This is a genomic window from Vibrio pomeroyi (genome assembly GCF_024347595.1).
GTDB classification, from domain to species: Bacteria; Pseudomonadota; Gammaproteobacteria; order Enterobacterales; family Vibrionaceae; genus Vibrio; species Vibrio pomeroyi.
In genome coordinates this window covers 943,492-970,483 of sequence record NZ_AP025507.1, presented here as the reverse complement: position 1 = coordinate 970,483, position 26,992 = coordinate 943,492, and the positions used below count along the sequence as shown (strand labels likewise).

At 43.8% G+C, this 26,992-nt stretch carries 21 protein-coding genes; 7 read left to right on the top strand and 14 right to left on the bottom strand.

Features of this window, described 5'->3' with window-relative positions:
* Positions 1-11: 11 nt before the first annotated feature.
* Both OCV12_RS20400 and OCV12_RS20395 read right to left on the bottom strand, forming a co-directional pair.
* Positions 12-1,574 carry a methyl-accepting chemotaxis protein gene (locus OCV12_RS20400; protein ID WP_261887086.1) on the bottom strand — a complete coding sequence of 521 codons (1,563 nt, stop codon included), beginning with the start codon at positions 1,572-1,574 and terminating at the stop codon, positions 12-14.
* A gap of 164 nt (positions 1,575-1,738) precedes the next feature.
* Complete coding sequence (locus tag OCV12_RS20395) at positions 1,739-2,206, bottom strand: Lrp/AsnC family transcriptional regulator (RefSeq protein WP_261887085.1); 468 nt, start codon at positions 2,204-2,206, stop codon at positions 1,739-1,741.
* 153 nt (positions 2,207-2,359) lie between these two features.
* On the opposite strand from OCV12_RS20395, the gene OCV12_RS20390 reads away from it, so the two are divergent.
* From OCV12_RS20390 to OCV12_RS20380, 3 genes are all read left to right on the top strand, one after another.
* Complete coding sequence (locus tag OCV12_RS20390) at positions 2,360-3,325, top strand: hypothetical protein (RefSeq protein WP_261887084.1); 966 nt, start codon at positions 2,360-2,362, stop codon at positions 3,323-3,325.
* Between the two features lie 500 nt (positions 3,326-3,825).
* On the top strand, positions 3,826-4,170 hold the full coding sequence (locus tag OCV12_RS20385) for a hypothetical protein (RefSeq protein ID WP_261887083.1): 345 nt from the start codon (positions 3,826-3,828) through the stop codon (positions 4,168-4,170).
* Positions 4,171-4,217: 47 nt separating this feature from the next.
* A complete protein-coding gene (locus OCV12_RS20380) occupies positions 4,218-6,974 on the top strand; it encodes an immune inhibitor A domain-containing protein (RefSeq protein ID WP_261887082.1) in 2,757 nt (918 codons plus the stop codon).
* Positions 6,975-7,212: 238 nt separating this feature from the next.
* Here OCV12_RS20380 and OCV12_RS20375 read toward each other — a convergent pair whose 3' ends face one another.
* Positions 7,213-8,388, bottom strand: a complete 1,176-nt coding sequence (locus tag OCV12_RS20375) for an MFS transporter (RefSeq protein ID WP_261887081.1) — start codon at positions 8,386-8,388, stop codon at positions 7,213-7,215.
* Between the two features lie 293 nt (positions 8,389-8,681).
* On the opposite strand from OCV12_RS20375, the gene OCV12_RS20370 reads away from it, so the two are divergent.
* Positions 8,682-9,572 carry a LysR family transcriptional regulator gene (locus OCV12_RS20370; protein ID WP_123283501.1) on the top strand — a complete coding sequence of 297 codons (891 nt, stop codon included), beginning with the start codon at positions 8,682-8,684 and terminating at the stop codon, positions 9,570-9,572.
* A 103-nt stretch (positions 9,573-9,675) separates the two neighbouring features.
* Here the strand turns inward: OCV12_RS20370 and OCV12_RS20365 are convergent, their stop codons facing one another.
* From OCV12_RS20365 to OCV12_RS20340, 6 genes are all read right to left on the bottom strand, one after another.
* Positions 9,676-14,583: an ATP-binding protein gene (locus tag OCV12_RS20365; RefSeq protein ID WP_261887111.1), complete on the bottom strand. Its 4,908-nt coding sequence runs from the start codon at positions 14,581-14,583 to the stop codon at positions 9,676-9,678.
* A gap of 61 nt (positions 14,584-14,644) precedes the next feature.
* Entirely contained in the window at positions 14,645-15,670 is a 1,026-nt protein-coding gene (locus tag OCV12_RS20360) for a response regulator (RefSeq protein WP_261887080.1), read from the bottom strand.
* A gap of 338 nt (positions 15,671-16,008) precedes the next feature.
* Positions 16,009-16,773, bottom strand: coding sequence for an iron ABC transporter ATP-binding protein (locus tag OCV12_RS20355; RefSeq protein ID WP_261887079.1), 765 nt, complete (start codon positions 16,771-16,773; stop codon positions 16,009-16,011).
* A gap of 12 nt (positions 16,774-16,785) precedes the next feature.
* Complete coding sequence (locus tag OCV12_RS20350; protein ID WP_261887078.1) at positions 16,786-17,736, bottom strand: iron chelate uptake ABC transporter family permease subunit; 951 nt, start codon at positions 17,734-17,736, stop codon at positions 16,786-16,788.
* A complete protein-coding gene (locus OCV12_RS20345) occupies positions 17,729-18,682 on the bottom strand; it encodes an ABC transporter permease (protein WP_176679493.1) in 954 nt (317 codons plus the stop codon). The genes OCV12_RS20350 and OCV12_RS20345 overlap by 8 nt, the downstream gene beginning before the upstream one ends.
* A gap of 96 nt (positions 18,683-18,778) precedes the next feature.
* A complete protein-coding gene (locus OCV12_RS20340; RefSeq protein WP_261887077.1) occupies positions 18,779-19,714 on the bottom strand; it encodes a siderophore ABC transporter substrate-binding protein in 936 nt (311 codons plus the stop codon).
* Positions 19,715-20,670: 956 nt separating this feature from the next.
* Between OCV12_RS20340 and OCV12_RS20335 the strand changes: the two genes are divergently transcribed.
* Positions 20,671-20,880, top strand: coding sequence for a hypothetical protein (locus OCV12_RS20335; RefSeq protein ID WP_017631719.1), 210 nt, complete (start codon positions 20,671-20,673; stop codon positions 20,878-20,880).
* 231 nt (positions 20,881-21,111) lie between these two features.
* Here the strand turns inward: OCV12_RS20335 and OCV12_RS20330 are convergent, their stop codons facing one another.
* Complete coding sequence (locus OCV12_RS20330) at positions 21,112-21,705, bottom strand: hypothetical protein (protein WP_261887076.1); 594 nt, start codon at positions 21,703-21,705, stop codon at positions 21,112-21,114.
* A 266-nt stretch (positions 21,706-21,971) separates the two neighbouring features.
* On the opposite strand from OCV12_RS20330, the gene OCV12_RS20325 reads away from it, so the two are divergent.
* Together OCV12_RS20325 and OCV12_RS20320 are read left to right on the top strand one after the other, a co-directional pair.
* Complete coding sequence (locus OCV12_RS20325) at positions 21,972-22,133, top strand: hypothetical protein (RefSeq protein ID WP_176679490.1); 162 nt, start codon at positions 21,972-21,974, stop codon at positions 22,131-22,133.
* 234 nt (positions 22,134-22,367) lie between these two features.
* Positions 22,368-22,907: a DUF3332 domain-containing protein gene (locus OCV12_RS20320; protein ID WP_176679489.1), complete on the top strand. Its 540-nt coding sequence runs from the start codon at positions 22,368-22,370 to the stop codon at positions 22,905-22,907.
* A 129-nt stretch (positions 22,908-23,036) separates the two neighbouring features.
* Here OCV12_RS20320 and OCV12_RS20315 read toward each other — a convergent pair whose 3' ends face one another.
* The 4 genes from OCV12_RS20315 to OCV12_RS20300 are packed head-to-tail and all read right to left on the bottom strand — an operon-like array spanning position 23,037 to position 26,948.
* Positions 23,037-23,693 (bottom strand): potassium channel family protein, encoded by a 657-nt coding sequence (locus OCV12_RS20315; protein WP_176679488.1) that lies wholly within the window; start codon positions 23,691-23,693, stop codon positions 23,037-23,039.
* Complete coding sequence (locus OCV12_RS20310) at positions 23,694-24,794, bottom strand: AI-2E family transporter (RefSeq protein ID WP_261887075.1); 1,101 nt, start codon at positions 24,792-24,794, stop codon at positions 23,694-23,696.
* 23 nt (positions 24,795-24,817) lie between these two features.
* The gene (locus OCV12_RS20305; RefSeq protein WP_026084145.1) at positions 24,818-25,837 is read right to left on the bottom strand and encodes a DUF2955 domain-containing protein; all 1,020 of its coding nucleotides are present in this window, start codon (positions 25,835-25,837) and stop codon (positions 24,818-24,820) included.
* Positions 25,827-26,948: an HlyD family secretion protein gene (locus tag OCV12_RS20300; protein WP_017629920.1), complete on the bottom strand. Its 1,122-nt coding sequence runs from the start codon at positions 26,946-26,948 to the stop codon at positions 25,827-25,829. The genes OCV12_RS20305 and OCV12_RS20300 overlap by 11 nt, the downstream gene beginning before the upstream one ends.
* Positions 26,949-26,992: the final 44 nt, after the last annotated feature.

The following is a 26,992-nucleotide window of genomic DNA, read 5'->3' as shown; positions in this document are numbered from 1 at the left end:
ATCTTTGAGAGCTATTTTTCTTCAAAACGCTTCGCTAGTTGATAGAACTCGTTCACTTGCTCTTTCAGCTCTGTTGAATGGTCTTTAACAGAATGCGTCGCAACCAGGTTTTGCTCAGCTGTTGAAGCGATAGACTGCATATGAAGGTTTACATCACTCGATAGCTGACGCTGTTTATGCGCAGAGCTTTCTACCGACTGCATCAACTCGTTCATCGATTGCATCAGGTTCTCAACTTCCGATAAACGTTCTGAGCTTACCTTTGCTACATCGCCACACGCGTCTGTCTGTTCTCTGTTAGCCAGAATATCTTTTTGCCAGCCTTCAATCGTTGCAAGCATAGTATCAATGCTCTCTTTGATCTGAACTGTAGCCTTAGATGTTCGACCGGATAACGCCCGGACTTCATCGGCAACAACCGCGAAGCCTCGACCTTGTTCACCCGCTCTCGCCGCTTCTATCGCAGCGTTCAATGCCAACAGGTTGGTTTGTTCGGCAATGCCACCGATCTCTTCCATGATCTTGCTGACGCTCTGTGCTTGGTCGCTCAACTGGTACGTCGTGTGTGTCGCTTTCTCGGCCTGTGAAGCTAGGTTTTCAAGGTTGCGGTGAGTTTGGTTAATACTCTCTTTAGCACCCGCACAGGTTTGCAGAGTCACATCAACAATCTGGTGCGCTTCTTCAGTACGAGAAGAGACCTCATTCGCCGTAACTTCAACCTCTTCCGTTGCTTCACGCACTTGTAGAATGTCTTTTGTTTGTTGATCTAGCGCTTCTGATACTTCAAACGAAGTAGCATTCAGATTATCGGCTAAGTCTTGCAGAGGTTTTGCAGAATCGGTCATGCGGCCGAGTACTGTGCGAATTCGAGCAGACAACAGCTTTAAGTGGAAATCGGCCACTGAGAATTTGCTGTTACCTGAATAAACCAGGCGGCTCACACTGTCGAATTTCGACTGCAGTTTTTTCAGCTGTAAAGGAGTATCAATCAATTCTTGTCGGAAAAGCAGAGCTAATGCAGAAACAGGCAGCAAGCTAAGAAGCCATTGGGATACTTGCCCTACTTCGACAAGATTTGAAATCAGAGGCGCAGCCAGAGAGCCCAATAAGACAGCATAGCGAACACTATCATTGATCTGTAATGACCATTGGCGGCCAGATTTTTCAGCCTTCAATAACCCTTGGTAGGCCTTATCTGCAATCTGTACCCACTCATTCTTCGGTTTAACACGAACAGACTGATAACCACTCACCTTGCCGCTCTCGTAGATTGGGGTAACGTAAGCATCAACCCAGTAATATCCACCAGATTTAGTCTTATTTTTTACGATCCCGCGCCACGCCTTACCTTGCTTAAGGTTTACCCACATGTCGGCAAACGCCGCCTTAGGCATATCGCCATGCCTAACAATATTATGGTGTTGCCCTAGCAATTCTTGCTGGCTGTATTCTGCGATGCGACAAAAAGCATCATTACTGTAAGTAATAACGCCTTTAAGGTCGGTAGTCGAGACAAGTTGTTCGTTTTCGCTGAGAAGCGTTTCACGAGATTGAGAAGATGAGCTGACAGTCATTATATTAACTTTTGTTAATTATTATTTTAGGCGAGGAATATATACAATTATTAAAGTTATGACAAAATGTGAACATCACATTTTGTGTAAATGCCTGCTATTTAAACAAAAATAAGCCAGTGACCTCACAAACCTCAATGCATCACATATCTTCAAGCTAGCGTTTATGACTCATCTAAGTTCACTGCGGTACTAAACTTCACCGTTCTCATTGATACAGAGGTGTGAAACTTTCGAATGTTTAAGTCTTTGCGCAGCACCCGCTCCACAAAATCCTCATAGGCTTGAATATCTTTAACCGTAACAATCAACATGAAATCAAAGCTACCAGAAATTTGATAACACTGAGTTACTTCCGCAGCCTTCGAAATAGAGTGGCGAAATATCTGATAGATGTCCCCTCGATCTCGTTCCATTTCTACAGATACAACCAAAGTCATCTTACTGCCAGTAAGCTCAGGATTGATGATAGACACATCACCCACAATCACACTCTCTTCTCTCAAGCGCTTCACTCGCTTCAAGCAAGCGGGCGGTGATAAGCCAACAATCTCAGCCAGCGCTTGATTAGGAATTCGGTTATTCTTTTGAAGCTCTACCAGTATGCTTCGATCTATACGGTCTATTTCCATAATTTCTTAGAACCATAGTTTTGTGACTTATAATTTCTAATACTACGATAATTAAAAAATTTCACGCAACTTTACAAAGCCATTTCAAAATTACGATCACAACAATCGCGATAAGATCTTCACATACAACACAATCGAATAATGGCCGTAACAATGAAATTCACTTATCAATTTTTTAAAGAACTCCTTAAAGAGATTTTCGATGTCACCTCAACGCTTTTTCGAATCATGATTCCAATCATCATCGTGATAAAAGTGATTGAAGAGCTCGGCGGTATCGTGATACTTAGCGAATGGTTAAGCCCTATAATGGAAAGCGTTGGCTTACCAAAAGAGATGGGCTTGGTATGGGCTACCACCATACTCACTAACATCTATGCTGGGTTGATTATTCTCATCAGTTCCGATGTTCCTCTTACTGTCGCCCAAGCTTCAGTGTTAGGCAGCATGATGCTTCTCGCCCATTCACTGCCAATTGAAGGTGCAATAGCCAAAAAAGCAGGCGTGAGTTGGCTGGCGACCTTATCAGTCAGAGTCGGCGGCAGCTTGGTATTAGCATGGCTGCTGAACCTCAGTTATCAATATGGTGACTTACTCAACTACCCCGCGACTGTGCTTTGGCAACCGGAAGTATCAACGGATACAAGTTACCTCACCTGGGCCTTGGATCAGATTAAGAGTTTTGCGGTTATCTTCATGGTGATCTCAGCTCTATTGCTGCTACTCAAGATCTTAAAGCTTGTTGGAATTGAAAAACTGATGGCAGTCATGTTGAGACCATTCCTGAGGTTGTTGGGAATCAGCAAAGACGCGACCAACCTAACCATCATAGGTATTACTCTTGGTCTTTCGTTTGGGGGCGGATTATTAATCAATGAAGCGAAAAAGGGGCACATCTCCGCAAGAGACGTATTCACAGCGATCATGTTGCTCAACCTACTCCACAGCCTGATAGAAGATACTTTGTTGATCCTGCTGATAGGAGCCGATTTCTACACCATATTCTGGGGAAGGCTCGTATTCTCTGTGCTCGTTATCGCTTTGATATCTAACGTCATCAAGCACATCAACCCAAGAGTTTGTGAGCGTTACTTTTATCGCGATGTATCCCAATCTTAGAAGCACTTAACACTCACTTGTTACGAAAGAGCCTCAACTTGGGCTCTTTTCTCTCTTCCATCACCCCGTATCACTGTTCAAATGTCAAATCCCCCTTTCGTGAAGCACTTTAAATCATGCTTGAACAACTAATTGATACTATTTCTCGTGAAAATAATTTGAGAGTGATTATTTACTAAACACTCAATTATTACGTGCATTTATTAAACATCAAATATAGAACATCGTGTTAGTTAATTAATCTCCGATACCTTATATAAAGCCCTTTCCCGCATAGTAACCATAATTCTAACATTGCTATTAACTATTAATACTATCAACTATTAATGCATCCAAACTCACTAAATAGCTGACAATACAATAAATAGCCGATCTTATTTGATATTAACTCTTAATGTTGAAAGCGGAACGGATAATGATTTGTGATAATTATCAGTTTGATTGGTTAATTTTATAAATATATTTTGTTACATAATCAAAACTGATGGCTTGGTATAAAAATGTCACACAAAACAATGGCTTTAACGGTTCTAATTTTTTCCTCACTGTCACAGGCTTCCACCATTGAGAATGATGAACTGTTGCTCAAGTCATTGATTGAACAAGGCGTTATTTGTCCCGGCTTAACCTACGAGGACAACCGCGAAGCTTTACGTATCTATCTCAACGCAAAGCATGTGAAAGGCAGTCAGTTTGATGTGAAAAATAAGCAAGAAATAGAAAGTACCAATGAGTCTGGTAATACAAACGTGATAAAAAGCAAAAATAAGTTAACTAATAAACGTCAGATACCTAAAACACCAAAAGAGTGTATTAAGCCAAATTCGGACAACCATGCTGAATAAGGCTAGTTGATTCTGATATCGACATGGAAATACAAAAAGGAAATGTAATGAAGATAATGAGAAAAACATTGCTAGCTTCAGCAATGCTTACTCTATTTAGCGTCAGTAGTTATGCTAAAACACCGATTGATTTAGGTGTTGTTAATGAAGACAAACTGATTGAAATGCTAGTAAGACAAGGCTTAGTCGAACAAGACGCAAGCGATATTGCAAAACACGATGCTCTTGACCGTTATTTAAAGAACAAGATCAACTCTGGCTTTAAAGGTGATGCTCAATTCGGTAAAAAAGCGTTAGAGCAACGAGCGAAAATACTCAAAGCCATCGAAAAAGGATCTGGCGTTAAAAAAGCGAGCGTCTTTGCTTTGGAAGTCGGCACCAAGCGTACCGATAAAGTACTTGCGCTATTAGTTGATTTTCCGGATTTGAACTGGGATGACAACAAACTGACCGAAGAGCACACGCAAATGCTCTACGAGAGCTACAACCCAGAACATTATCAAGAATTGTTGTTTTCAAACTCGGGTTACACAGGGCCAAATGGCGAAAACCTAATCTCGATGCGCCAATATTACCAAAGTGAATCGGGTGACAGTTACAGCGTTGCGGGCCAAGCTGCAGGTTGGTATCGCGCCTCGAAGCCTGCGTCATTCTATGGTGGCAACTCCCCGACTACCGACAATGACTTGAACGCACAAGAACTGGTTCGCGAAGCACTCAATCAATTGGCTCAAGACCCGAGCATCAACCTCGCGGATTACGACATCGAAGATCGTTACGATTATGACGGCGACGGAAATTTCCGCGAACCCGATGGCGTGATTGATCACCTAATGGTATTCCACGCATCTGTTGGCGAAGAAGCCGGTGGTGGTGTGTTAGGCCCTGATGCAATCTGGTCTCACCGATTCAACCTAGGTCGCACACATGTGTTAGAAGGCACCTCTAGCTCGCTTCCAGACCGCTTTAACGGCCAATACGCAGCATTTGATTACACGATTCAACCGATCGATGCCGCAGCCGGTGTTTGTGCTCACGAATATGGTCACGATTTAGGTCTGCCAGACGAGTACGACACGCAATACACAGGCAAAGGTGAACCTGTCTCTTATTGGTCTATCATGTCTTCTGGCAGTTGGGCTGGTCAAATTGGTGGTACTCAACCAACCGCATTCAGTTCTTGGGCAAAACACTTCCTACAGAAGTCGATTGGTGGTCGTTGGATTAACGATGATCAAATCTCAATTGATGACCTAGAAGACAACCCACAGGTTTATACGCTGTTCCAAACCACGGACAACAGCCGTCCGAACATGATTAAAGTGGATCTTCCAGAGAAACAGATCGAGGGTTTAAAACCGTTTGCTGGTGAGTACTCTTTCCACTCTCAAAAAGGCGATGACCTGAAAAACAGCATGACTCGTAAGTTAGTGATTCCAGCGGGTGATTCAGCGCTGCTTTCGTTCAAAACTTGGTACGAGATCGAGAAAGATTACGACTTTGCACGCGTACTCGTGAATGGACAAGCCATCGCAGGCAATATCACCTCAATGGATGACCCATACAACACAGGTTTAGTCCCTGCGATTGGTGGTGAGTCTGGTGGTTGGATTGATGCTGAGTTTGACGTTTCACAATGGACAGGCCAAGAAGTAGAGCTTTCGTTTGAGTACATCACAGATGGTGGCTTGGCGATGGAAGGTTTCTATCTAGATAACCTTACTGTGGTTGTCGATGGTGACGTAACCGAGATAGACGATGGTGAAAGCAACTCCACCTTTGCCCTTAATGGCTACAGGCTCAGTAATGGATTCCATCAAGCCCAGCACTACTACCTACTGCAATGGCGCAGCCACATGGATGTTGATGAAGGCCTAGCTAACATCAAACGCATGGGTCAATTGATGTCGTTCGATCCGGGTCTGATCATTTGGTATGTCGACGAATCTCTTACCGATAACTGGGTTGGCAAACACCCAGGTGAAGGTTGGTTAGGTGTTGTAGACGCAGACCAAAATGCCATGGTATGGGAAAACTCAGGCGAAGTTGCTCAAACTCGCTACCAAGTTCGAGATGCTGCGTTCTCACTCAAAGATCACACGCCAATGCGACTTGTAAACAGTGACAATGACGTACTTGAAGACACCAGTTTGGTGAGTAATGCCAGCTTCTCTGACGACCAAGATTACACATCACCTCAAGCACCCGATTCAGGGCGTATCCTGACTGAATTTGGTTTAGCGGTTGATATTGTCAATCAGAGTGACAACAACGAATACGGCGTAGTGCGCTTATCTAAAGTAAGCCAACACAACATCACTCCGACTGCGAACTTCGAGCTTAACGTTAATGGTCTCAATGTTTCTGCAAGCAACTTCAGTTCTGACCAAGACGGTGAAATTACTCGCTACCTATGGGACTTTGGTAACGGTGCAACAAGCAACGAAATGGCACCAACTTGGTCTTACGAGCAAGCCGGTGATTACACGGTGAGCTTGACTGTTGTCGACGACAAAGGCGCCACTGATTCGTTCAGCTCTGTAGTGAATGTTGAGTCTCCAAACGCCCTACCGGAAGCAAGTGCGAAGTACATCCACTTGGGACGCTGGGTAACCATGTGGTCAACAAGCTCAGACAGTGACGGTCGTATTGTTGATACTGAGTGGACGCTTCCAAATGGAAAAGTAAAACGAGGTCGCACATACACTTCTATCTTCCCTTCATACGGAAAACATGAGGTAACCTTGAAGATAATCGATGACCAAGGCGGGATTACGACTAAGACCATTATGGTCGATCTGTAAGTCGCTCCAACCTCAAGTCATTGAAATAAGTACGTAGCCAATTACGCGCGTACTGATAAACCAAGCTTAAGTACTGTTGTCATAGGATATAAGCCAAGACAGCAGTTTTAAGAAAACGTTATTATTTAAGCCGTAAGCAAAAGCCCTACCGACATGGTAGGGCTTTTTATTTGTCTGTATTCCAAGGAGTCGTAATTTGCTCTCAGCAATAGATTTACTGATTCACACTCGATACTCGTTATACAGGCTGCTTTTGAATACGTGATTTACGTGCGCTGAACGCGAACAGTAAGATAACCGCTAACACAAATGGAAATACGTAGATATTTAGGTTCTTCCACCCTGCAGTCGATTCTAGCCAACCAGATAGCAATGCCGTAACGGTCACACAACCAAACACAACGAATTCATTAAACGCTTGCGCCTTAGCTTTGTTTTGAGACTGATAAGACTGACTAAACAAGCCTGTTGCAGCGATGAACATGAAGTTCCAACCTACACCAAGTACCACCAACGCCGCTCGGAAGTGCCAGATAGATTCGCCATGAATATTGATAGCAATACAAACAACAAATAATACCCCACCCGCCAAAATCATCATTCGCGAACCGAACTTCTCGATAAGTGAGCCAGTAAAAAATGCCGGAACAAACATACCCAACACGTGCCACTCAATCACACCGGCGGCCTTAGTGAAATCAAATCCACAGCCGATCATCGCCAATGGCGTTGCCGTCATCAGGATATTCATCACGGCATAAGCGACCATGGCTGCGAACACAGCACCGATAAAGTTAGGCGCTTTCACAATCTCACTGAGAGGATCGGCTTTAGGCGCCTGACTATTAAAAGAGACTTTTGGAAATTGAATGGTTTGTAAGATGAGTAGCGCAAGAATGTTCAAACCAATCAAAGAGGCAAAGGCGCCAATATACAGGCCATCTTGTGACCACTGCTGTGACATGATCGCTAAGTTTGGCCCCAATACAGCAGCAAGAACGCCACCAGCCATCGAAATAGAAATTGCTCGATGCCTTGCGTTCTCATCACACACTTCGATAGCAGCGAAACGATAAAGCGTACCAAAACCAATACCTATCCCGAGCAAAAATGTGGCGAAGCAAAACAAGTAGAAATGCTGCTGAGATAAGGCGTAAGTAGCAAGGCTTGCCCCTGTAATGCCAACGACATTACCAATGCTAAACCCTCTCTTTCGTCCTAGCTTACCTGAAATCAAAGACGCAGGAATCGTGGCTGCCATTAAGCCTAAAAACTGCAGTGCAACAGGCAAAGTAATCATGCTGACGCTGGGTGCAATCTGCTTACCTATCAAGCCAATCACCGAAATCAGTAAGATGTTACCCGTCATCAATAAGGCCTGACACAGTGAGAGCAGCCAAACATTTCTATTCATCTTCGTTCCTAAATATAAGCACAGTTGGTCAATAGACCAAAAATCCAACAAAGTCGCAACACTTTGTTACTTCTAATGAACTCACGAACGTACTCAATTAAGCAGACAATAGCCTCGACTTCGAAGAGTATTTCACCAAAGATGCTGTGTTCTTCTCGGCTTGACGTTCTGAACATTGAAATTATCATGACTTAAGATAATAATAATTTTTTGTTATTCATAAGGTTTGTTGTTCATGAGCTTTGTTCCTTGGAAGCTCTTGGATTTATGAGCTACAGAATTTAAAGGTGAGTATGATTAATCCACTTTGGCTCAATACGTTTAAGACTCTGGTTGAAGTTGGTCATTTCACCCAAACCGCTGAAAAGCTGTATATGACACAGCCCGGCGTGAGCCAACACATCAAAAAGCTTGAGCAAGCTTGTAACTGTGACCTGCTCTCTCGAGAAAATAAGAGCTTCGAACTGACCGAACAAGGGCGGATTATGTATCGCTATGCGCTTAAGCTAGAGAAAGACCAAGAAGATCTTTTTGAATCGTTAAGTTTCGATAACCCGTATTCTGGGCAATGTAACGTCTCATGTTCGGGCTCACTCTCTTTGCGCCTTTATCCAGAGTTTCTTGAACTTCAGCAGCAACATCGAGAGTTAAACATTCACCTCGAAGCAGCACCGAACCAGAAGATATTGAATGATTTACTTCAAGGCACAACGGATATCGGTATTGTAAGGCACTCGCCGAACGACAGTTATTACCAAAGCCAAGTGATAGGTAAAGAAGCCTTGTGTCTTATTGTCCATCACAGCCTTGCTGATCTAGAAATTACCCCACAAGTTCTACACGAGATTGGCCTGATCGCTCACCCCGATTCGGCTCACTATCTGTCTTTGTACTTCGATCTCTGCGGGGATAAAGATTTAGCGAACATTAACATCAACGAAATACCGACATCTGGTTATATCAATCAGCTTCACCAAATTCTATTACCTGTATCTAAAGGGCTAGGGTTCACTGTATTACCCGCTGGAGCCGTTGAGCACTTTGCTGAAAGGGATAAGCTACACGTTGTGCCGCCGAAGGTGGAAGTTGAAGAAACCTTATATTTGGTTCAAAAGCGAAACCGAAAACTGCCACACCGATACAACACGGTGATTGATCTCATCAAGCAAAACGTCAGCCATTAGTTCAGCACACAGATAAGATTAAAGCCTTTAGCTAGTTCGTTATTTCGCAGTAAGAGTTAAAGGCTTTAATATTGAAGTGAATTGCAGTGATATGTGTAATCGGCTATTCAAAAGCGCTAAGCACCTCATTAGCTCGCTCGAAATCGTAATTCTCTAACGCAGTTCGCACCTCTTTCAAAACATCCGAATGTGGATACTCGACAAGCAACTCCGAGACGTATTGCGTCGCATCATTATCATAAGCATCCAGCAGCGATAATAACTTGCTACGTTGCTCTGAGGTGAGGCTAGGTGAGTTAGAACTATCATCAAGACTAATCTCGGCTTCCTCAGTGCATGACGTCTCAAACTCGCTCTCGACCGCTTGAATCAGTTCATCCAAACCAGAGTTTCCTTGTTTAAGATCTTGCTCGTCACACGCCTTGTTATGAGCTTTGCTTTCTAAATCACTGAGTAACTCTGCTAATCGTAACCCACCAATCGAAGCCGCCATGCTTTTCAACGTATGCAGATTTCGTTCTAAGGTCACCCATTCAAGTTGCGTTAGGTTATCGAACGTTCCCGCCATAATCTCAGGCGCACCTTGGCAGAACCTATTCAGCACCTTGGTTTGTAATTCAACGTCATGATTGGTGAGCTGTTCAAATCGAAGCTTAGAAAAAATAGGTAAACTCGCGCTCGCGCTACCAGAGCCTAACTCAACCTCTTGGCTTTGGTTCGAATTATCTGTCTGCTGTGATTTAACAGATGTATTCGCTGACGGTTTCCCTTCGACCAATAACTCCGGAACAATATATTTGGAAATCAAAGAGGTCGCTTTATCAATAATGATCGGCTTATCCAAGAAGTCCGTGACACCCGCTTCCCTTGCTCTTTGTTTGGCATCAGCAAACACGTTGGCCGACATCGCAATAATAGGCACTTCTTTATTAAACTCGCGAATCAATGTTGTCGCTTCAAAGCCATCCATAATCGGCATTTGAAGATCCATAAAGATCATCTCGTAATCATTGTTACGAGCCATCTCCAACCCTTCTCTACCGTTCTGTGCGAGGTCAGCATTTAACTTAGAATTACTGAAGAAAGCCAAAGCAAGATCTTGATTGAGTTCATTGTCTTCAACCAGAAGTACCTTTTGCCCTTTGAACTCTATCTGATAATCCAACTGCAGCTCTTGGGCTTTAAACTGCGTTAACTCTTCATGAGTCGATCTTGGTAATGTCAGCTCAAAAGAGAACTCACTGCCTTGTCCTAACACACTCTCAACCGTGATTTTACTTCCCATCGCGTGAACCAACTTCTGGCTGATGTTAAGCCCTAATCCAGTACCGCCAAATTGACGTGTTGTAGTGCTATCCGCTTGGCTAAACGCTTCAAACAGCTTGTGTAGATTCTCATCTGAGATGCCAATCCCGGTATCTGTCACGCTCACCTTCATGGTCAAACTGTCTTCGCTTGATCTGACATGAGCCACCCTTAACGCCACGCTGCCTTTCGCCGTAAACTTAATCGCATTGCCAATAAGGTTAAGTACTACTTGGAACAGTCTAAGTGGATCGCCTCGAAGTGGAGTATCTAACTCAGGGTCTATCGACATCGACAAACTGAGTTGTTTCTCAGCCGCCTTCGAATCCATCAACTCAATCACATCGTGGAAAGTTGTCAGAGAGTTGAATGGGATATTGTCGATTAAGAGCTGACCTGCTTCTATCTTAGAAAAATCGAGAATGTCATTAATGATGCTTAACAACGAGTGACCTGAACGGTGAACCTTTTCAACATAGGTTCTTGCTACTGGATTAACGATCTCTCCCATCGCGAGATAAGACAAGCCAATAATCGCGTTCATTGGCGTTCTAATTTCATGGCTCATGTTAGCCAAGAATTCCGACTTCGCTTGGCTTGCGAGATCCGCTCTCTCTTTTTCCTCAGCCAACTGCTCATTGAGGTACTTCATTTCTGAGATATCGAACGCCCAAAACAGTGTGGCGATCTCCCCATCGAGTTCAAACAGGTAGTAGCTCACGAGCGCCACGAAGCGAGTGCCATCTGACTTACGCAGCACTAACTCTCTGTTTTCCACCTTACCGTTGAGTTTAAGCTCCTTGTGTACCTCTTCACGTACCGTTAACGAGTCATGAATCGCTGACACGTCAATATCATCGAGCTCTTCGCCTTCTACGACGAACAAGCGTTTTGCGGTATCGTTGGCATAACGAACCTGCTCCTTGAATACCACCGCAGCAGCAATCGGAGAGCTATTGAGCATATTGTAGAGTTGGTTCTGCGCCTTTTTGAGGGCTTCAGTCGCTTCATTAGCAATGCTGATCTGCTTCGCTAACTTACGGTTCCAGAAAATAATAAGCAGAAGGATAACCAGCGAGAAAGCCGAAATGGTGTAAACCAACTGGTAGTCGACTCTTTCTATCGCTTTAGGTGCCGCCCACTTTGCTGAGATCTTCTGATGTTCTTCTGCGGAAATGTTAGCAATTGCCTTATCCAAAATAGAATAAAGCAAAGGTTCTGACTTGGTCACATGTAAGGTCGGAGAAAGGAAAAAGTCCAGTCGCCCGATAATCCCCACCTCTCGGTGACCGTATGAATCAATCAGATAATTGAGGACATCAACAGTATCGATCATGCCGTCCAAGCTCTCATCATCCAGCATGGTAAGGCCTGTTGCGGTGGCGTCGACCAATACCCAGTCAACATTCGGGTATTTATCTACAATCGCGTCGGTGTTGGCTGCATTCCTAAGAATACCGATTTTCCACCCCGTCGCTTCCTCAAGCACCAAACTACTCACATCTCGTCTTGATGCGAGCGCCAAACGGCTTGAAAAGAAGCTCTTAACGGGTTTTACATTGTCTCCCAACGAGCGATTCTCTTGAGCTGCAGAGACGACATCTACCTCATCATGATCGACTAAACTTCGGGTTTCTGACCAATTCGCCACATCGACATGTTGAATTCTCAACCCTGTTTTCTGCTCGACCAAGGTCAAGTAGTCATCAATCATCCCGATGTATTCGCCTGTACTGGATACCGCTTCATAGGGCAGCGAATCCGGATCGATACCAATTCTCACATCCGGATTGTTCTTCACCCACTCTCTTTCAGCTTGGCTTAGGTTTAGGATTTCGCCCGTCAGATTATTTGCTTGATAAATGTCCGCAATGTAACGCTTGGCGGCGTCACCAAACGAACTGAACTGCTCAACAGCGGGGAAATAAACGTGCTTTTTCTCAAGCGACTTAGTATCAAAATAGAAAGTCATTGAGCCAGAATTAGTCGTGCCACCCTTTGTACGATAGCTCGCCACCTTGGTGACAGATGAAAAGTGAGAGGTATTCTTTTTCTCCCCTATATCATCAACAAGGTTACCGATGTACCAAGCTTTAATGGGGCGATTATTATTATCAGCTTGCGCGGTGATCACCTGGAAGGAGCTATCCGTATCGAAGATTTCGAACACCTCGGTCAACTCTTCAAAGCGGTCGTTAACGATGAAATACGCTGATATCTGCGCAATCACGTTCGCTTTCTTAAGTACTTGACTTAGATCACCCTCAACATGGGTATCAATGATGGTGCTTAACCCATCTTCAGCGAGCTTTAGGTCCTCTATTGCTGCATTAAAGCCGTCTCTCAGCTCTTCGGTCTTAAAGTCGACATAGATTGGATAAGTGACTTTATAGCTGTCATGCAGTTGCAACTCGGCCATCTCAATGAAACGAGTGTTAGTGACAAACCACTCCAAGACACGTCTCTCGACCATCAACACATCAACGTTTTGAGCCCGTAGTTGTGAAAACGCCGATTCAAGGCTCTCATAGTCTTCAACACGATCAATATCTAGTTTGTCCCTGAGCGTCTCAACGGATTTTTTTATTGGTGAAGTGTCATCAAATAAAAGTGCGCCTACTGAAAGATCTTTCTGAGATTGAAGCTTGAGATCACGTCGCACGAGAGACACAGGAACAAACTCTACATCAAGGACGCTATCACTTAGGAAGTGCGCTTCAGGATCATCAAACTGAACACCGGAAACAAAAGATATTGAGTTGTTATTATCGATGGCTTTTCTGGCTGCACTAGGAGGAAGCGTGACAACGTCACCTAACTTATAGCCCATGTCGTTCAGTGCACGTTGGATAATGTCGTGTTCGAGGCCTACTGCTGTACTGTCTGGGTACATATACGGAGGGTTACCAAAACCAAATACGCCCTTTAGCGGCACTCGATAAGGGGAGCTGTCCAACCACTTTGATAAAATCTTATTCTTTTTGTCGATATCAAAGGTCGCTACCTGCTTGTTGAGGAGCGTCAGTAGCTCTTCCTCATCCGTTCGCACGACCATTGATGCTTCAAGTCTTTTCCAGTGCTCAAGCACGTAATTGATCGTTAAATCATGAACACCAATATTTTTTGCAAGATCCATAGTCGTAATGGGTTCACCAACGATTCCATCGACGTCTCCTTCTCCTAGGGCGCGCACCGCATCAATAACGTTATCAAAATCGACTCTTTCAATAGAGTTCAATTGAACGCCTGCTTTCTGTAAGTCGATGTTCTCGTTAACCATCGCTATGCGGCGTTTGTGAGTCTGGTCTAAGTTAGTATCGATGACGTTGTCGATAGGCACAATCACAGCCACTTGATACGGAACATAAGGATCACTTGCTAAAAAGCGGCCACCTTCGCTTGGATCAAACTGCTGAAAAGGGAACACATCGCCTCGCCCATCGAGTAGTGCAGCTTTTGCTTCTACACGTGAGTTAACGCTGATGAAACGAGCGTGGACACCGAATCGGTCTTCAAGGTCTATTGCCCAATCTTTGATGATGCCAGACACTCTTCCATCATCATCGATAAATGAGTAAGGATAATGGTTAGCCAGTGCGATGAAGGTGATTGTAGGTTTGTTGTCGAGCCAGCGGTTTAACTGCGCGTCTGTCACTTCGGCGGCGCTGACGCTCCCGTTGAAGCAAAGCCCCGCCAATAACCACATCGTAAATAAAACGACTCTGTTTTTTAACTCCAACACGAATGTACAACGTCTAGTGAAGAGATTAATCATCTTTGAATTTTTCTTTAATGGCTAAAATCTGAGGTAAGTTTTCAAACAACAGCTCTACGATTCTCGGGTCAAAGTGTTTGCCCTTCTGATCTTCAAACAAACTCAACGCTTCATCGACACTCCACGCTTTTTTGTAGGGCCTCTCTGCGGTCAAAGCATCAAATACATCGGCTACCGCAGCGATACGCCCGACTAAAGGAATATCTTCGCCTGCTATCTGGTTTGGGTAACCACTGCCATCCCACTTTTCATGGTGATATTGCGCGACTTGAATGGCCATTTGCATTAATTTGGAATCACTCTGCCTGCCAAGTATCTCGACACCGAATTCAACGTGTTTCTGCATAATCGTCCATTCGTCGGCATCCAACTTACCCGGTTTAAGTAACACGCTATCAGGAATACCTATCTTACCAATGTCGTGCATCGGCGCGGCATCACGCAAGGTTTCCGCATCTTCGTCTGTCATGCCCAAGGCTTTGGCTAATATTTCGCAATAATGGCTCATGCGCATAACGTGCATGCCCGTTTCGTTATCTTTGAACTCCGCCGCCCTGCCCAAGATATTCAGGGTCTCTAACTTGCCAAGGTTGATCTCTTGGGTTTTCTCTTTAACTTGGCTGAACAAAGCGCGTTGTTGGTCATACAACATAATATGGGTCTTCACACGCTGTAGAGCAATTTCAGGGGTAATAGGTTTCGTTAAATAATCAACAGCGCCTAAAGACAACCCTTTCACTTCAGCTTCAGGATCAATTTTGGCAGTAACAAATATAATCGGTATATGCGCGGTATTCGGCTGTGCTTTTAGCTGACTGCACACCTCGTAGCCATCGATGTCGGGCATCATGATGTCGAGAAGAATTAGGTCAGGCTGAGGCACCATCTTCGCTATCTTGATGCCAATGGAACCGTTAATGGCTACCTTTACTTGGTAGGTATCTTTGAGTATTGCAGTTAACACATCCAAGTTACTTGGCGTGTCATCTACGACTAACACTATTGGTTTACGACTCATTGATGCCTCGTATAAAAATCAAACAGTTATAATCATAGTGTAGATGGCTTTTCGCACCACTCAACATGAAAATGACAAATGATTGTTAAAAATGAAGAGTAGATCTTCGAGTGACATCAAACTAACGCTGAGCTCATATGCATGTCAGAAACTCGGCGGACAATGTTTAAGCAATTCACGGGTAAATTCAGGTGTTCACCTTTTATGCAACTCACTTTATTTTGGTTAATCGAGCTTTCGGCCATTAAAAGGCGTTAGCAAAAGATCCGGTAACGAGAAACAAAAAGAGCTCCTAATACGGGAGCTCTTTTCACTTTTGTAGTTAGAAACTAATGAGTCTAACGACCCGAATAGTACATACAGATACGAACGCCATCGAACTCGCGAATCTCAAATGGGATCTCGTAGATCGACTCCATCACTGATTTTTCAACCACTTCCGAAACCTTACCCGACTTAACCACTTGGCCTTTTTTCATCGCGACAATGTTATCTGAGTAACAAGAAGCAAAGTTGATGTCGTGAATTACGATCACCACCGCTTTATTAAACTCATGCGCCAAACGACGAAGCGTCTGCATGATCTCTACAGAGTGCTTAATATCTAGGTTGTTCAGTGGCTCATCTAGGAACACATAGTCTGTATCTTGTGCCACAACCATGGCGATGAACGCCATTTGACGCTGACCGCCACTCAACTCATCAAGGTATTTGTTTTGAATATCAGTAATACCAAGGTGCTCTAACGCTGTGTCAACGATCTTATGATCTTCGTCTTTTAAGCGACCTTGTGAATGGGGGAAACGACCAAAACACACCAATTCGCGAATCGTAAATCGCATATTGATGCTGTTCGACTGTCTTAATACCGCAAGGTGCTTAGCCAGCTCTTTGGTATCCCATTCAGCCAGTAGCTTGTCGCCAATAATGACTTCACCAGCATCACTGTCTGTTAAGCGACTCGCCATTGAAAGCAGTGTACTTTTACCCGCACCATTTGGGCCAATAATAGAAGTCACTTCCCCTTTCGGGAACATAGCGCTGGCATCATCCACCACGAGTGATTTGCCATACTTCTTACTTAAACCTGTTAATTTAATCACTACTTACTACCTTTACTGAATTCTGGTGCGTAACAACAAGAACATAAAATACAAACCGCCGACCAAGTTAATGATCACACTCACTGTGGTTTCAAACGACATCACTTTTTCGATGAACCATTGGCCAGAAACGAGTAACACTACTGCTAATAAGCTGCTAGCAATGATAAGAGTGCGGTGCTGATAAGAGCTGAATATCTGACGAGCCAAACTCACGGTGATCAAGCCAAAGAAAAGCACTGGGCCAACCAAGGCTGTAGAAACTGCCACCATTACCGACACAATCACCAAGGTAATCTGAGTCAGTCGCTTGGTGTTCACACCTAAGCTTGTCGCGTTATCGACACCAAGCCAAAGCACATCGAGTTTAGGCGCCAACACCCATAATCCCAACAAACTCAAACCTAGTGGAGCAAGGCTGAGGTAAACCAGTTCACCTTTCACGTTATTGAAGCTTGCGAACATCACATTCTGCAGCACCGCAAACTCGTTCGGATCAATCAACATCGCCAAGAAGTTAGACAAACTCGAGAATACGCTACCACACACGATACCAATCAGCAGCAGTGTGAATACGTTGTTTCGCTTGCTCTTAAAGTAGAAGTGGAACAGAGCAAAAGAGAACAAGATCATCACAGTCACAGACATCGAAAAGTTTGCGATGGAATCAATTACCCAGAAACTCGTACTGCCAAATACAAACAGAAGCACCGTTTGAACCAGCATGTATAAGCTATCAAAGCCCAAGATAGATGGGGTTAGAATTCGATTATTAGTGATGGTTTGGAAAACCAATGACGACGCAGAGATCGCCACCGCAGCCAACACAATCGACAACAGTTTTGGTAGTCGCAAAAACAAGAAGAACTCGTAGTTATCCCACGTTAACCCCTGCCCCACAAAAACCGCGGTCATACCCAAAGACGCGATAGCCAGAATCGCAATTTTTACTGAATCACGCATTCGACTTGTCTCTCATGATTAGGTAGATAAAAATCAAGCCACCAAAGATGCTGATTACCATTGAGATTGGAATCTCATAAGGGAAGATGACGATTCGCGCTAACAAGTCACAAGCCAACACCAAGATCACACCCCAATAGGCTGTCCAAGGCAGGATCTTCTTCATGTTATCACCCATCATCAGCGACACAACATTCGGCACGATAAGGCCAAGGAATGGAATAACGCCAACAATCATCACCACAGAAGAAGCGCAGATAGCGACAAGAGCGACGCCAATAAAGACGATCTTCTGGTAATTCAAACCGATGTTTTTCGCGAAGCTCTCACCGATGCTCGCCGCACTGAACTGACTCGCGAAGTAATAAGCCAACACACAAGCAGGTACCGCGAGATAAAGGATTTCATAGCTACCCTGCAAGACACTCGCAAAGTTCGCCATAGTCCACGCCGACATGGTTTGTACCAAATCGTATTTGTAGGCGATAAATGTCGTTAACGCGGAAACCACATTGCCATACATGATGCCAATCAAAGGCACTAGTACCGCATTCTTGAACTTAAGATGCTGTAAGAAACGAACCAACAACATGGTGCCAAACACAGCAAATGCGAAGATGAAGCCGAGATAGCTCCATTGAGCTGCGTTACCCAATACAAGAATACCAACGATGTAACCCAACATGGCACAGTCGATCGTTCCCATCGTTGAAGGCGCGGCAAACTTGTTTTGAACGATTTGCTGCATGATCAAACCAGAGACACTCAAACCGGCACCGGCCAGTACAATGGCGAGCAATCGAGGGATTCGACTAACGATATAAATAGAGTTGGCGTGTTGGTTGCCATTGAAGAAGTCACTAAAACTGATTTCAGCGACCCCAATCATCAATGACGCAACGCATAACACAACAAGAAATACAGCAGCTGCAATGGGTTTCAACATAGAAATAATACTAAAGGTAGGTCTCGGATAGCCCGTATGAAAAGTGAAAAAGGGCTTATAAGAACGTTCTTATAAGCCCGAAAATCTGATTATTGGTTACTGTTGAATGGTACGTTCAATGTCACCCAACATTCTATGAATCGCTGTTACACCGCCACCAGCCAGGTACCAAGCACTTGAATCAAGGTACACGATGTTGCCTTGTTGCGCTGCAGGTGTTGCTGCTACCAATGGGTTATCAAACAGTTGTGGTGCACGACCTTCTGACTTACCAATCGCTTTCTCACGGTCTAGGATGTAAAGCACTTCAGGTTTTGCATCTGCAATGTATTCGAAAGAGATAAGGTTACCGTGCGTACCTTTGATTGGCGCTACTGTTGCACTCTTTGATTCAACGTAACCGAAGTCGTCAAAGATAATTGAGAAGCGGCTGCCTTTGTTGAACATCGCAATGTTGTTGCCGTTGTTCATCAGCATCATTGCTGTGGTTTCGCCAGACGTTACTTTGTCGTTTACCGCTGCAATAGAATCTTGAGTCTCTGTGATGATCGCTTCAACTTCAGCCTGCTTATCAAATAGCTGACCTAGTGCACGCCAGTTTTCTTGAGCGTCAGCCCAGTACTTGTCACCTTCAATAGAGAACATGATCGTCGGAGCAATTTGTACCAACTTGTCGTAAACCTTAAGCATACGATTTTCAGCGATGATCACGTCAGGCTTCAGCATGTAGATAGCTTCAAAATCAGGTTCGCTCAACGAGCCAGTGTTTGCTGTCGTTTCTTTGTAAGACTCTAGGTAATCAGGCATTAGGCTATGAGGCGCGCCTACTGGCTTCACACCAATTTTGTCTAGCACATCCAAGCTACCAAAACCCAGAACGACGACTCGTTGTGGCACTTCATCAAACTGCGCTGTGCCCTTTACGTGTTCAATAGTCACGGTTTCCGCTTGAGCAGTAATCATGAATGATGATGCAAGAACGATAGCAAGTCCGCTCAATAACTGGCGAACTGAATTGATTGTTTTCTTCATGTTTCTTCCTTTGCCATTGAGACAAACCACCACTCATGACAATGAAAGTCTGATTACTCATGGGTGAGCATGGGGCCTACACAACTGCTAAATAACGATAATTTAAAGTCTGTCATTGATTTGACAACAAACTTGTAACGCAAGTGAGAATTATTATCAATTATATTTGCAGTAATTAAGGTACACAACAACTTTATTATTCAGAAACGTAAAAGTGATTATTCACATTTTGGCAAACCACTATCCAAAACGAACATAACTGAACAGCATTGAAGAACAGAAAGGATAAATAGTAATCAAATGAAGGAAGAAATGAAGGATGAGTAGGCAAGGCTGAAAATTTCAAAGAGTGATATCACCATAAAGTCACAACATACGTGCCTTGAGCCATGAAAGGGCGAGAAATTTACAATGTAAAACTACTATATAACAGCGAGTTAATTACAAATGACAAGATAAGAAGACCGATAGTTCTTGAGGAGAGCTTATGTTCGAACAGCATAGCCAGTGGCACTACTTAAGAAAGAGTAAGTTCGCCACCCATTTCTCTCTTTAGCGCTAAAATTGTGGTGATATTTAAATCAAAATTATTTTAAATTAATTTTAAAATAGGGTTGTAATTCTAAAAACTAGGCGTATAGTTCGCCACCTGGCTCTAATCTATAGAGCTGTTAATGCTAAAGTAAGTCCAAGTTCCACAAAGACAGTTCTCGATTCCTCGTTACACCATCTCTGCGTCAGCTTTCACCCAGATAGTCATTCAATAGCTTCTCAATTAGATCCCACTACCGTTCTATTCGTCATTTGCTTTCTTTTTAGCGAATTCACAATAGATCGAAAACTTAAATATATATGTAATAAACACAAGGCACAGTTATGTCACGCAGAACAACAAGACAAACCCATTGGTACCAACTATCACGCGAAAAAACAGTCAATAAACTAAAAGGTAATAAATGCTCAAGATCAAAATAGATTTACACAAAGAAGAACTTTCATGGGTCACCGAGATTCGACAGCTCAATAGCGATATACTTCACCGCCACATATTGCCCAAGCTACAACACAACAGTTATCTCATCGACTTTGAATTTAATGAAAGAGACAGCATCGGAACTATCGTTTCGCGCAACGGAAACACCCTAGGACATTTCACACTCCTATAGCATTTCCCAAAGGCGACCAAAAGAAACATCGCCTAGTTCCAAAGATATAAAAGATGTCACCCTCAATTCGCTCTAGCAGAACAAAATAGAGTAGAAGTAAAACAGATCAAAAACCTAGCCCTTTTTGCATTTCACACGCGGCTAACGCTAGCTAGGTTATCGTGCTTCTATTGAAACCAACTTATATCGAACTCTGAATCACCACTGCGTCATTATCAGTGCATTCATGGACTAATAAGTTAACGGCATCGACCTTAACTTCTGATCCAGCGTATATAAGTGTTCTGCAGCTTGCATGTGTTGAGGGTAATCACTGAACTTCTCACGATTCTCCTCATTCATCTTACATGTCTCATCCACCAGCATTAACTTCCAATACAGCTTTGTTGTATGCAGCATTGCCAGTAAAGGTTTGAACACCTCTTTCTCATAAGCTTGAATCAATTCTTCGATCAACTCGTCACGCTCGTCTTCACTTGCGATTGAACCATTGGTTGCAGCCAACACTTTCTGATATTTCAGGTTGAGTTGCAGTTTATCCATAACCGTTTGGTTATCTTCCGCCAACTCGACTAGCTTCGATTTAATAATGCTCAACCAATTTGCTTGGCTAAGAACTGCCTCATCGACACTCGAAAAATCTTCGCGGATCTGACGTTCCACGTCTTTTTGAGCTTTCTTTAAAACAGCGCGTACCTTTTGAAAAGGCAGCTGAAATTCCTTACTTAGCTCGATAATCAGTTTATGAAAACCACCATTTGGCAGGTGTAAGTTTTCTTTAAACGTCGCCATTGCGGCTTCTTGCTGTTCTGTAAGGTTGCTCATTCTCTTTCCTATTCTTTATAACTCACGGAGCTGAACCCGAGATCATAACATTATTGGCCACGGTTTTTCGGTTACTTCAGGCGCTAACCCTAGGTAGGCGCTTAAATTCGCTCAACACATTCTCATTCGGCTAATTTTTAGACCACATGGCATTAAATGGTAAGTCCCGATCGGCGAATATTCGTACATTACGCACTCAGGGTATACAGCCAGACAGGAGTCTTTACTTATATATGCAAAATAACAGCGAGAAGTGAGAGAACATCATGACCTATTCAGAATACAAAGAATCCGATTTACATAAGTGCGTGAGCATTGCTGGTGAAGCAACGGTCTCAATTGCCAAGTTTGTCTTTAAAGCCACCACCCTTTTATTCCGATTTTTCCGTTGGCTTGCGGTGAAGACTTATAACTATGTCATGAAGTAACCGCTGTTATTATCACGACTCTTCCTTTCAAAACATTAAGCGCGCCCTTTTAGGTCGCGCTTTTTTTATGTCCGAATTTTCTGTAGTTAAGTTCCCCATAAGAAAATTTTGAGGCTTCAAATACGTGACCACTTTATATCGCCAATGGCGTTAAATGGTAAAACTGACCATCGAATAAAAACCATACTACACCTGTTCCAACGAAACAGACTTCTAACTTATACAGGTACTAAAATGAAAAAGATTGCACTTAAAATTGTAGGACTAACGGTTTTGGCTTCTGCGCTAACTGGTTGTATCGGCAGTAACGCCGTAACAGGGAAAGTGATGAAATTTAACGTTGAAGTTGTCGATAACCGCTATGCTCGTGCAGGTGTAAACTTCTTATTAGCGCCTGTGTACGGTATTACAACCGCAGCCGACTACGTAGTATTCAACTCACTTGAATTCTGGACGGGTAAAAACCCAATCAGCGGCGCGCCACACGTGTTCGATACAAAAACAGACACACACTTTAAGGTTAATGATGAACTTGACCCAAGCCTAAAAGAGGCGCCTGTAGGCCCAATCTCAAACAACCGCACTATCGAGACTGGTGAAATGATCAAGATTGACGAAAACACGATTCAAATGGATATCGTCTACACCAGTGGCGAAACAGCAACGCTGACTGGTATCAAAGAAGGTCAGAACGTGACTTACTACATGGACGGTCAGTTAGTGTCTCAAACGACTATCGCTGAGCTAGAGAAGATCCAAGGCTCTGAGGCTTAAGGTTTTAGCTCGCACTGAGACCTAAGATTCGAAGCTCATAGCGAGCTCTATCTCAAAGCTACGTATGACTTTGAACAGCATAAAACAGAAGAAGCCCGGCGATTGCCGGGCTTCTTTGTATCTGCTCGATTAGGACTGAGATTGAGCCAGCCGAATGCTTACCAAGCTCGCGACCATAATCGCTAAGTAAAAACTGCCAATGATCGACTCCATAAACACAAAGAACTGAGCAATAGGTAAAGCAGGTGAAATGTCACCATAGCCCACCGTAGTCAAAGTGATGAAGCTGAAATACATCGCATTGAACAAATTAGTTAACCAAACTTGCTCTTCTAAGCCGTTAAATGCATTCGGAAAGATTTCCAAAATCAACAAGTAGATGGTCGACCACGCAAAACCCAACAACAGATAAATACAGATAGACCCAATGATGTGATTTGGTGTGACGGTTTTCGCTTGTATCACCTGCCTTAAAGCCGAGTAAATATGTGAAAACAGAAAAATGGCCAACGCAGTTAACGTCACGATAGACAAGTTGTAGCCTTCTAAGAACGAAAACACACCCGACACCGACGCCGTGATCAACAACAATCCATACCAAGAGCGATACAAAGAACGCTCTTTATGAATGCCGACAATCGAAACCGCTAAGGTAATAATGATCAAAAATAGAATCGTTTTTTGGCCTTGCGGGTAAAACTGCTGCATCACCGCGCAACCAAAAAACAACACCAACAGTGCATAGAATAAGAAGTAGAAGTTGTCGTCTTTCGAGACTGCCTTCATCTATTTCTCCTCTGTCTCTGCTTTGTTTGTCTCAGCTTCTTCTTGTTTTTTATCTTCAAGCCCAAGCCACGCCATCATCAGCTCATAGGTTAAACTCAGAATCACAGCACCAACAAACAAGCCGACAATGCCTGACATCGCCATTCCACCTAACGCACCCAATAAAATAACCAACATTGGAATATGAGAGCCGCGGCTTAGTAGTACAGGCTTCAAGATAGCGTCACTACCACTCACCAAAATACACCACACTAAGAACAAACTTGCCGCCAGCGTCGATTCAACACTGAACATGTAGATAATGGCTGGTAACAGAGCAAGAATAGGTGGAAGTTGGATGATTGCAATTAACAATACCGCCAACGCCCAAAACGCAGCAGCAGGCACGCCCGCAATCACCAAACCAATTGCCGACATCATTGATTGAATCACAGCGACACCAATCACACCTTGTACAACACTACGAACGGTTGATTTAGAAAGCTGTACCAGTTCTTCACCTTTGCCGTCTGTTAAGCGTGCTACCAAGTGAGTCACACCCGTTTGGCATTTATCGGCATTACTCATGAACGCACCAGCAATGATGGTTGAGATGATAAATTGAATGAAACCACCGCCCAATGAACCCAGAACCGACGCTGCTTTAGTCGCGAATATCTTCAGCTCTTCCGCATATTTGATGAACACACTTTCTATGTTGGACGAAGCGTGAACCAAGGCCGCATAGACTTTTTCACCAATCAACGGAATGTCTTGCAAAGATTCTTTCGGTTTAGGCAGAGACAAAGTGCCATCTTGTAGCCCAGTCATTAGGTCCGATGCACTGGTATAAATACCAGATGAAAGCGCCACCAACGGAATCAGTAGCAATAACACACCAATAAAGCTCAGTAATGCACTGGCTTTGCCTTTCGACATCCCGGTTTTATTTGAAATCGCCACTGCCACTGGGTATAGCGCAGTCGCAATGATCGCGCCCCACACTACCAACAGAATGAATGGGCGTAGAATTGAAAAACACCAATAGACGAGCATGGCAATGGCTGCAATTTTTATTGCGGCATCAATCGCCTGTTTTGAAAAATCATCGGTTAACTTCATGAGACATCCTTGTTAGGGCAAAATTAGGGCTGATTTTGTAGAAACTTCCAATTCCTGGTTTCAAGGAAGAGTGAAGCCAAAATCATATAAACTCCAATTAACACTAATTGGAATATACGTATGAACGTGTTGCTGTCGATATCGCCTGAGCTCATCAATGTGCTTCCTACGAGTACCAATAAAGTACTGAATGCAGTGGCGAAAATCGGTGCTTTTTCTGGAACGGTATAGATCTTAGTAGCCATGAGAATGGCAATAAGTCCTATAAATAAAGAATAGAAGACAATATTGGGAACAATAGAAAGGATTGAAAAAGCAGCAATCGCCAACAAGCCTCCAATACCATTACTGATCACAAGAAATGCGCTCAGCTTTACGGATTTTTCTGAGGTAATCATTAACGACAACAACGCGATAAACATCATGGTTAGCAGTGCTTCAGATATCTGAAAGATAAAGAAAAAGCACACCACAGGATACGAGATAATCATCGCTCTAAAGGCCGCATACCAACGTTGTTTCTTTTCGAGTGGCGCAGCCGCGAAACCTGAAAACTCCGATTTGGGTTCAGGAAAGAACACATGCACTAAGGCAAAGATCATCACCGAAACTACGCCCGATGTTGCCAAACCAGATGCCAACAACACCGAAACACCCGGATTATCAATGGCCATGAATGGCAGCATCAACACAGCAATCAGCAGTATGGTAGCGAACAGATTCCACTTTGGATCGACAAACAGGTAATAACCCCACAGCATCATCAGCCCCACTAAAACCAGCAACGGGATGGGATAATGGGTAATACCACGAGACAGCAACAAACCTAACGCCATGGTGGCAACCACCGCCAACAATAGCTCATAGACCGTTTCTTTGTGCAGATTAGGTTTATCGATTAAGAACTTAGCGGTGAACACTGGTGCAACAAACGCAAGTGGCCAGTTAATCCATGCCGCCAAAAATACAGCCAACGTGACCCCAACGGTATACCGCAGGATCCGTTGCTGTGTTTGTTGGTCGAGTACGGGCTTATCGGACATAAGACAATACGCTAATAAATCGAATCCAAAGCTTGCCTATCGCATTGAAAACAAAGTTATCGCCGCTATAAACAATCACATCAGCCTGACCACCGACACGTAACATGCCTTGCATGGTGTCACGCTCAAATTCGATGGTGATTGGCAGCATTTGAGTTTGACGTAACCAGCCCGTTTGTTGGCTAGCTTGAGCAAGCTTACCCGCTTGATCGTTCTGTCCCCAATCCACACCCCAATCGATGCTGCTCACACGGCCTTTGACAATCTGACCCGGAGCAAAATCTAGAGCGACTTCGACTTCATCACCCACCGCGACGTTACCTAAGCTGTTTTCACGATAGTAAGCTTCAATCCAAATGTCTTCTGTGGATACAAACGTCATGATCGCTTGCCCTGCAGAAGCATAGAAACCTTCAGAAAGGCTAAAGTTAGACACACCACCTTGAGTCGGTGCTTTGATAACGGTACGTTCAAGGTTTAGCTGAGCCTGTTCCAACGCCAATAAGGCTGCCTTCACTTGGCTGTTCTCTTCACCCTCTTTACCCATCTGTTGCTTGGCACGCTCCAAATCCGCTTCAGCGTTAGTCACACCAGCACGAGAAGTGGCTAATGCAGCTCGAGCCTCATCAGCGTCCGATTTAGACATCACGCCTTTTTCAGCCATTTCCAGTACACGTTTCGCTTGAAGCTGAGTGTTTTGTTTCTCAACCAGAGCGGAAGTTAATTTGGCTTGTGCAGAAGCGATGTTTGCAGTTTGAGCTCCAACATTTTGCCCGGCAATCTCAAGATTTTGCTCGGCTTGTTGCACAGCAATTCGGTAATCAGATTCGTCAAGAATCGCGAGTGTATCGCCTTGATTAACCAATTGATTCGGCTTAACTAAGATATCAAGCACTTTGCCTGACACTTCAGGCTTGATAGGAACGATGTAACCCTTCACGCGGGCATTATCAGTGATGGGTATAATTCGATCAGCAACAATACTGAACAGCAGCGTGAATGCCACAAACCCAAGTAGGTAGTTGGTTACCTTTCTTACCTTATCCTTGCCATTCTCTGGTTGGCTACTTTCTTCATTGTCGTCTTGCTTGTTCCCTTTAACTTCAGACATGGAACTCCCTTCTCAATAACTAACATCAACAAAATTAATATCTT

Coding starts and splice junctions, on each gene's coding strand:
- OCV12_RS20330 (WP_261887076.1), bottom strand. CDS start 21,705: ATGAGCAACCTTACAGAACAGCAAGAAGCCGCAATGGCGACGTTTAAA.
- OCV12_RS20350 (WP_261887078.1), bottom strand. CDS start 17,736: ATGCGTGATTCAGTAAAAATTGCGATTCTGGCTATCGCGTCTTTGGGT.
- OCV12_RS20365 (WP_261887111.1), bottom strand. CDS start 14,583: ATGTGGTTATTGGCGGGGCTTTGCTTCAACGGGAGCGTCAGCGCCGCC.
- OCV12_RS20360 (WP_261887080.1), bottom strand. CDS start 15,670: ATGAGTCGTAAACCAATAGTGTTAGTCGTAGATGACACGCCAAGTAAC.
- OCV12_RS20300 (WP_017629920.1), bottom strand. CDS start 26,948: ATGTCTGAAGTTAAAGGGAACAAGCAAGACGACAATGAAGAAAGTAGC.
- OCV12_RS20395 (WP_261887085.1), bottom strand. CDS start 2,206: ATGGAAATAGACCGTATAGATCGAAGCATACTGGTAGAGCTTCAAAAG.
- OCV12_RS20370 (WP_123283501.1), top strand. CDS start 8,682: ATGATTAATCCACTTTGGCTCAATACGTTTAAGACTCTGGTTGAAGTT.
- OCV12_RS20390 (WP_261887084.1), top strand. CDS start 2,360: ATGAAATTCACTTATCAATTTTTTAAAGAACTCCTTAAAGAGATTTTC.
- OCV12_RS20310 (WP_261887075.1), bottom strand. CDS start 24,794: ATGAAGTTAACCGATGATTTTTCAAAACAGGCGATTGATGCCGCAATA.
- OCV12_RS20305 (WP_026084145.1), bottom strand. CDS start 25,837: ATGTCCGATAAGCCCGTACTCGACCAACAAACACAGCAACGGATCCTG.
- OCV12_RS20320 (WP_176679489.1), top strand. CDS start 22,368: ATGAAAAAGATTGCACTTAAAATTGTAGGACTAACGGTTTTGGCTTCT.
- OCV12_RS20315 (WP_176679488.1), bottom strand. CDS start 23,693: ATGAAGGCAGTCTCGAAAGACGACAACTTCTACTTCTTATTCTATGCA.
- OCV12_RS20385 (WP_261887083.1), top strand. CDS start 3,826: ATGTCACACAAAACAATGGCTTTAACGGTTCTAATTTTTTCCTCACTG.
- OCV12_RS20325 (WP_176679490.1), top strand. CDS start 21,972: ATGACCTATTCAGAATACAAAGAATCCGATTTACATAAGTGCGTGAGC.
- OCV12_RS20375 (WP_261887081.1), bottom strand. CDS start 8,388: ATGAATAGAAATGTTTGGCTGCTCTCACTGTGTCAGGCCTTATTGATG.
- OCV12_RS20345 (WP_176679493.1), bottom strand. CDS start 18,682: ATGTTGAAACCCATTGCAGCTGCTGTATTTCTTGTTGTGTTATGCGTT.
- OCV12_RS20335 (WP_017631719.1), top strand. CDS start 20,671: ATGCTCAAGATCAAAATAGATTTACACAAAGAAGAACTTTCATGGGTC.
- OCV12_RS20340 (WP_261887077.1), bottom strand. CDS start 19,714: ATGAAGAAAACAATCAATTCAGTTCGCCAGTTATTGAGCGGACTTGCT.
- OCV12_RS20400 (WP_261887086.1), bottom strand. CDS start 1,574: ATGACTGTCAGCTCATCTTCTCAATCTCGTGAAACGCTTCTCAGCGAA.
- OCV12_RS20380 (WP_261887082.1), top strand. CDS start 4,218: ATGAAGATAATGAGAAAAACATTGCTAGCTTCAGCAATGCTTACTCTA.